This is a genomic window from Aquabacterium sp., from assembly GCF_004297345.1.
Lineage (GTDB): Bacteria > Pseudomonadota > Gammaproteobacteria > Burkholderiales > Burkholderiaceae_C > Aquabacterium.
This window is the reverse complement of sequence record NZ_SCTN01000512.1, coordinates 1-6,171: the sequence shown is the minus strand read 5'-3', so window position 1 is coordinate 6,171 and position 6,171 is coordinate 1. Positions and strand designations below refer to the sequence as shown.

The following is a 6,171-nucleotide window of genomic DNA, read 5'->3' as shown; positions in this document are numbered from 1 at the left end:
TTCGCACCTGCGACACGGGCATGTCGAATTTATACGGGACAAGCTAAAAGCAAAATATATTGCCGAGGCCATCGAAACAGAGGATAGCCCAAGTGCCAGTGAAATCAGACAAGCACTTGAAATTGATGCGGACTGCGGCGCAACGCTTCACTCACTCAATCGAGCATTCTTCGCCTTTCGAGCGCATACTCAGGCACGAGATAGCTTTAGCGAACTGGACTGGGCCATCGTAAAGCATGCGTATGGCTCCAATGCCCTTGCAACACGATCCATCTGCTTCTCCGCCTATATTCTATTCAGAATATTCAATGTCGGATCATGGCGCATTGACCTACAGCCCAAATTGACCCACCCGCTCCCTCCATTTAGGGCATATGCCATAGGGGCCACGGCATATGAAATATTCTCACAAAGAACGGAATATGAATACAATGCCGATCTGTTTATGCTCGATCACTCACACACAATAGAGAGTGCGGAATTCGCATTTACCACAATCGCGCCAGACGAATACAAATACTCATACTACGATAACGTTGCAAATAGCGAGTATACGGATTTCTATATCTCCCGCTTTCAAAGAACATGGAGTGGAATAAGTCCACTCCTAGAGCGTTACAAAAGGGGTGGCACCATCCCCAAGTGACCGAACCTAGCGAAGTGGCTTCACTCGCTCACCGGTGCGCCGCCTCACGTAGTGCTCGGTCATCTCTCTTCGCTTGTGCCCGAGAAGCAATTGAGAATGGGCCAGGTCGCCGGTGTCGGTCGCAGCCTTGGCCCTGATGTCCCGAAACTGGAACGACACGCCTGCAGCCTTACGGGCCTTGTCAAACCGTGAGCGCAGGCCATCACTGCGCAAGTGCTTGCCGTCATCGTCCTGCACCAGGTACGGCCCGATTCGTAGCCGTGGTCGTGAGTCGATCCGGTCAATCAACTCTTTCAACTCGCCGGTTATCTCAATTGCGCGCTTGGCGCCCGTCTTGTTTTGCACAATCCACAAGGCGCCATCATGGATGTCGACTCGCTTGATCTTCAGCACATCGGCTGGCCGCTGTCCCGTGAGCAACGCCAAGTCCATGGCATCGCGCACGGTCGGATGGGCATGCTCTCGCACGGCCTGAAATTCGGCGTCACTCACATACCGGTCCCGCCCTAGCTCCTTGAACCCCTTGACGCCCTGGCACGGGTTGGGCGCATCGGTATAGCCCCACTCCCGCGCCCGGTTGAACAAGTGGCTCAACAAGGCTTTCTCGCGGTTGGCCCGCGCCTTGGCGGTTTCACCGCGCTTGTCCAGGTAGGCCCGAACGTGGTGCGGCTTGATCCGGTCAATCTGAACCCGGTTGAACACCGCCCGCAGGCGCTCCAACTCTTTGAGGTTGTCAGCCTGTGTCCGCCTGGCCTTGGTCGGGATCACCTCGCGTTCATACCTTAGCGCGATGGCCTCAAAGGTCTTCAGGGCTGGGTCTGGCTCGGATCCCTCAAGCCGAGCCCAAGCCAGCAAGGCCAAAGCGCGCTCCCTGCCCAATGGCGTCCACTTGCGTGGCGTCGTGGTGGTCACGTGATAGTAGTGCTCGCCCTTCTTCGTCATCCCCTTGGGCAAGTCCTTGTGCGTGCTTCTCTTGCGACCCATGATCACATCCGGTCAAGTGCAGAAAAGTCAGGTTCTTCTAGGGCTGCAGCTTGGTTGGCCTGGTTGGTTGAACCAGTTTTCCCACGTGGCAAACCCATGCGATCAAGGAAGTATTCACGGCTCACCCGCGCCTGTTGGCTACGGGTAAGGACATACCGCCACCGGTTCTTTTCAAGCCACTTGACGTGGCCAGCCGGATTTTTGAAGCCGGTCAGATCGACCAACTCTTCGTGAGTCAGAAACAGGTCAGACATGATGTGTCGTCGTGCTGGTTGGGGTGCTGGCCAGATCGCATCCAGTGCGACAACCGGCCAAGTTCTTGCGCGTTTTCAGGACGCCGCTATGCTTGCGGCGTGGTGATTCCCGTCGCCCCGCCCCGTACCGGGTTGCTGTGCCTGGTACGGGGCATTTTTATTGCGTCTGGATCTCTTCAAGACCAGGCGGAACTTGCGCTGATCTGGCTGGATTGCCAGGCGCTTGGACAGGCGCCGCGCATAGACCCGCAGCCGGTCGGCGTTGTGCTCAATCGAGAACACACGGATCAACCGAAAGCCACCCTCGGTTTTCAGCTTACTCACCCGCTTTTTGTCGGTCTTCCACTGGCCATGAATCATGTTCTTCCCCTTAGTTCAACGGACAGAGCGCGCAACGGCGCGGGCTTGGCGCTTGTTGAACCTGGGCACGTGTTCGTGCCTGGCTGGCGCCTCGGATTGCTTTTGAAAGGTGGACTCGAAACCACTGAAGGTCAGTAGCGGTTCTGAAGGGCAAGGCACGGGGGCAGGCTTTACAGGCCCAGGGCCTGTGGCACCCTGAACGGGATCATTGGCAGACCCAAACTCACCAAGACGCCCCAAGCGGCTGATCTGCTCGCGTAGGCGCTCGATTTCAGCCTGTGCCTGTTCAAGTTCTCTCAACCTGGCCGCACTCAATCCCATATGGACCTGGGCCAGGTTGAACAGGTCGGCGTCCGCCCACTGCTGCCCCCATCGGGTAACCCAGAACAGAGCCAAGGCAGCGGGACGGGGTGCATCCCCCTCACGAATCCAACGACGCACGGTGCCTGGGTTCACGCCCAATGCCTTTGCCACGTCACGGGGGTGCGCACTCCCCAAGTCTGCAAGCATGTCGCCGAACGATGGCATACGCTTGGGCAGTCGGTTAAGCATGGTGTGCCACGCCTTCACGTGCCCCTCTGGTGAGATGCATCGAATCAAGTGCGTGTTGTAGCGTCACGCGTTCGCTGCCATCACCGCAGGCCCACGCACGCTGCATGAGGGCATCGGCCGATGCGTGATAGCCGCATGCCCGCATGACATTTGCCCTGGCCATCAAATCGGCGTAGTACGCCTGCTGTTTTTGGATGTCCATTGCGTTCATGACTGGCTCCCGAACGAGTGTTGAACAGCCATTCGTTCACCTCGATTGACTGCAGTGCCCGCTCGCCATTCGCCAGGCTGTTGCCCGTCCACGGCCATGAATCCGGATTGCAACGGCACCCCGTCCAAAAACCCTTTGAAATCAATGCTTGCGGAGTTATTGAATCGAGTCCAAGGGAAGGCAGGCGCAGGGACAGAGCCAGCGCCCTCCCCCTGCGCTTCGTGCTTCTTCTTGCGTGGTTCGATGCGCCATGTCTCGCTGCGCGTGACCAGTTCCAACACGTCAGGCAGGTCCGCGCCACGCACGCACAGGCCATGAATGGCACGGGTGGTTTCTTCGGCATATCGAGTGCTGGGGCGCTCGCTGTAATGCACCTTGAAGCACAGGCCATGGGTGGCGCAAACATTCATCCATGCGGCATGGTCATTGGCCTTGCAAGCCTGATGTGCCTCGCGCAGGGCCTGGCTGGGCAGACTGCCCTCATCCATACGGTATAGCTCCCGCATGGGCGTGATAGTGGGCACGCCAAAGAACTGGAACTGACGGATGCCCCAAGTGCGCGACCATGCAACGATGCGCCGAGAAGCATTGGCCCCGCTGTGGTCGCTTTCCTCGTCAGAATCCAAGCCTTCGCCGTCGATGCTCTTGGAAACATACTTGGCCACGTAACCAAGCGCACTCCCCTTTGTTGGGTCGATGTGCTCCACGGTAAAGCGGCGCTCTTGGGCACCTGGCTCGTTCGGGCTATCCGCCAAGGCATATGCCCTGAAGATGCCCGTCACGACTTCCGCCTGATCCGCTGGCACAAAGACCAGCACATGCCAGTGAGGGCACGCATCGTGATGGGGCTCCACCACTCGCAATCCATACGGCTTTAGCCCTTGGTGCGCTGCCTGGCGCATGGCTGAGTTCCAAAGGCGCCCCAGGTAGGCTTGAGCCCTTCGGGGACTGGTGCCATCGTGGCGCTCATTGCGCTCACCCGTGACGTGCCGGGGGTGCATCCGGCTTGGGCATGTGATGGTCAAGAACAGCGCTTTGTGACCCTGCGCTTTTGCATGGGCCTCAATGCCTTTGATGCGCGCCATCATTGCCTTGCGTCGATTGGACGGATTCGCCAGGCTGGCGTCTGCAATGTCTTGAAGGGAAATGACTTCCCCCGTCTGCTGATTCACCACGTCCAGCGATGCCAGCAAAGCGGCAAGGCGCCTGCGATCACGCTCAAAGCGGCGCAAGGCCTTGGCTGAGACATACGCCCCGGCCTGGCGATGCACAGCACCCTTGCGAATCTGGTGCAACTCCACAGCCCTGAATCGTTCGCGCAAGGCCCGGCGCCACCATCCCGCATCGGTCATGCGGTTCATCCACTGCTTAAAGCCATCCTTGCTGGGAAGCGAGACGCAATGGCCCCTGGCGATCTGGCGTAGTGTCTTCAGAACGACCTCGTCTGAGGTGCCCTGCCCTTGCCAGGTATTGGCCAGGCGCTGCACCGAGGAAGCCGCACGTTCGGCGGTATCGCGAATGGCATCGTCAGCCAGGTCAAAGGCTGAAGCGTAGTCGGCGAGCGTCTTGAGGTTCTTGACCATGAGTTGCATGGCGGACTCCTCAGTGCTGATGGTGAAAGGGGCGCAGATGAACCCGCACGCCCGTGATATCGATCAGGTCTTGCCCGACAGCTTCGGCCTGGGCTTCGCTCAGGCGCAAAGCTTCGTCGGGGTATTGGCAGACCGTGAAGGCAGCCGCGCTGAGATTGATCGTCTTGAGATAAGCCCGATAGTCAGGCAACCACAGCACGCATGGCATAGATGCAAGCTTGTGGGTTTGCTTCGTTGACTTCTGTTCAACGATGGCAAAGAGAGGCGCAGCCCATGCGACAGCGCGACCAGTAGATTTGTTCATGGTGTTTCCTTCCCGTCTTGATGAGGAAGGACCGTGTGCTGTGCGGCCCTCACCTCATGCGTAGGTCATTGACGCTGAGTGTTTTGGGGGGCAACAGGTGCCGCACCTTGCTTGAGGGCCACGATGACCGCCAGCCCCACCAACAAGGTGAGGACGAAGCTGGTATTGCCCTTGCCAGCAATGCCGGCCAACATCGAAACAGGCGTTTGCATGGTGCTCACTCCTCCTCGGTGACCAGTTCGTCACGAGCACCAAGCTCGGAGTCACCCGCAGACGGCGCGACGTAAGCCAAGCTCTTTTCTTTGGCCCACTTGGAGAGGTGATCGCCGACCGTCTTCGCTTCGTCGCGAGTTGGGGCAATGATGTTGCGCCCTTGAAGGCAGCGGAACCGAAGATGGTTTGCCGCCAGGTGCCCGAAGAGCTCGCGAATGTCTCGCTCAGTCTCATCGGTCATACCGCCCATCAAGCCGCTCTTGACGGATGTCTTGACGAGTTCGGCGATGCGATCGTCAGACGCTTCCATTTCAGCCAGGAGTTGCTCGATGACAGCTTCAGGCAAGTCGCTTGAGATGAAGAATCCGGGGCGAGGGGCGTTTGTGTAACCCGTCTTGCCGGTCTGATCACCAGTGGGCGTAGCAACCGCGCCAGATGTCAGGTGGGCATCGATCTCATCGAAATTGACGCCTTTGCTTTCGAAATAGTCTCGAAGCTTTTTGAGTGTCGCGCCGTCTGGGCGGAAATTGCCCGCCTCGAACTGCTTCAGCTTGTAGGCCTGAACGCCAGTTTCGGCGATCAGTTCTTTTTGAGACATGGCCAGTTCGCGACGCGCTGCGCGAGACTGATCAGGGGTCAGCGTGGATGGTTTCTGTCCAAGTGTGCTCACTGCTTTTCCTTCAAAATCGGTGGAAATCACCGGATTAGAAGGAATTATGGGTGCAGTTCAGCCATGCGTCAACCGTTTTTGAAGGATTCCACCGTTTTTGAAGGATTCATGGTTTCCGCGCTTCGCTGATTCGCTTCGCTCTCAGCTGTTCCGCGCTCCACTGCATGTACTGCGGCGAAGAGAGGGGGCTATCAGCTTGTTGAGCCATAGTGGCCAGCAACACGCCCTTGAGTGCCTTGAGCAAAGCCTGTTCGTCCTTTGACTCACCAGACATCCCAAGATCCCCAAACAAGAGCCACTGAGAAGTAAGGCCCAGGGACTCACACAACAATCGAATCTCCCTCGCGCCTGGCCACGAGTCACCGGCTTCATACCGATTGAGACT

At 58.0% G+C, this 6,171-nt stretch carries 10 protein-coding genes; 1 reads left to right on the top strand and 9 read right to left on the bottom strand.

The annotated features are described in order from the left end of the window. On the top strand, positions 1-646 hold a 646-nt coding region (locus EPO09_RS19885), incomplete at its 5' end, for a hypothetical protein (protein ID WP_290645922.1). 6 nt (positions 647-652) lie between these two features. On the opposite strand, the gene EPO09_RS19880 is transcribed toward EPO09_RS19885, so the two are convergent. The 9 genes from EPO09_RS19880 to EPO09_RS19840 all read right to left on the bottom strand — a co-directional run. Beyond that, entirely contained in the window at positions 653-1,630 is a 978-nt protein-coding gene (locus EPO09_RS19880; protein WP_290645920.1) for a tyrosine-type recombinase/integrase, read from the bottom strand. Positions 1,631-1,632: 2 nt separating this feature from the next. Further along, the gene (locus EPO09_RS19875) at positions 1,633-1,884 is read right to left on the bottom strand and encodes a DUF4224 domain-containing protein (protein ID WP_290645918.1); all 252 of its coding nucleotides are present in this window, start codon (positions 1,882-1,884) and stop codon (positions 1,633-1,635) included. Between the two features lie 75 nt (positions 1,885-1,959). Continuing rightward, complete coding sequence (locus tag EPO09_RS19870; protein ID WP_290645916.1) at positions 1,960-2,244, bottom strand: hypothetical protein; 285 nt, start codon at positions 2,242-2,244, stop codon at positions 1,960-1,962. Between the two features lie 544 nt (positions 2,245-2,788). Further along, positions 2,789-3,007: a hypothetical protein gene (locus EPO09_RS19865; protein ID WP_290645914.1), complete on the bottom strand. Its 219-nt coding sequence runs from the start codon at positions 3,005-3,007 to the stop codon at positions 2,789-2,791. Beyond that, on the bottom strand, positions 3,004-4,599 hold the full coding sequence (locus tag EPO09_RS19860; protein WP_290645912.1) for a replication endonuclease: 1,596 nt from the start codon (positions 4,597-4,599) through the stop codon (positions 3,004-3,006). Before EPO09_RS19860 ends, EPO09_RS19865 begins: the two co-directional genes overlap by 4 nt. A gap of 10 nt (positions 4,600-4,609) precedes the next feature. Next, positions 4,610-4,903: a hypothetical protein gene (locus EPO09_RS19855; protein ID WP_290645910.1), complete on the bottom strand. Its 294-nt coding sequence runs from the start codon at positions 4,901-4,903 to the stop codon at positions 4,610-4,612. A 65-nt stretch (positions 4,904-4,968) separates the two neighbouring features. Then, the gene (locus EPO09_RS19850) at positions 4,969-5,115 is read right to left on the bottom strand and encodes a hypothetical protein (RefSeq protein WP_290645908.1); all 147 of its coding nucleotides are present in this window, start codon (positions 5,113-5,115) and stop codon (positions 4,969-4,971) included. Between the two features lie 5 nt (positions 5,116-5,120). Next, positions 5,121-5,816: a helix-turn-helix transcriptional regulator gene (locus EPO09_RS19845; protein WP_290645906.1), complete on the bottom strand. Its 696-nt coding sequence runs from the start codon at positions 5,814-5,816 to the stop codon at positions 5,121-5,123. Between the two features lie 76 nt (positions 5,817-5,892). Then, on the bottom strand, positions 5,893-6,171 hold a 279-nt coding region (locus EPO09_RS19840), incomplete at its 5' end, for a hypothetical protein (RefSeq protein ID WP_290645904.1).

Bases quoted from the DNA above. Each gene is read 5' to 3' on its own strand.
- EPO09_RS19880 (WP_290645920.1), bottom strand. From the start codon at position 1,630: ATGGGTCGCAAGAGAAGCACGCACAAGGACTTGCCCAAGGGGATGACG.
- EPO09_RS19875 (WP_290645918.1), bottom strand. From the start codon at position 1,884: ATGTCTGACCTGTTTCTGACTCACGAAGAGTTGGTCGATCTGACCGGC.
- EPO09_RS19870 (WP_290645916.1), bottom strand. From the start codon at position 2,244: ATGATTCATGGCCAGTGGAAGACCGACAAAAAGCGGGTGAGTAAGCTG.
- EPO09_RS19865 (WP_290645914.1), bottom strand. From the start codon at position 3,007: ATGAACGCAATGGACATCCAAAAACAGCAGGCGTACTACGCCGATTTG.
- EPO09_RS19860 (WP_290645912.1), bottom strand. From the start codon at position 4,599: ATGCAACTCATGGTCAAGAACCTCAAGACGCTCGCCGACTACGCTTCA.
- EPO09_RS19855 (WP_290645910.1), bottom strand. From the start codon at position 4,903: ATGAACAAATCTACTGGTCGCGCTGTCGCATGGGCTGCGCCTCTCTTT.
- EPO09_RS19850 (WP_290645908.1), bottom strand. From the start codon at position 5,115: ATGCAAACGCCTGTTTCGATGTTGGCCGGCATTGCTGGCAAGGGCAAT.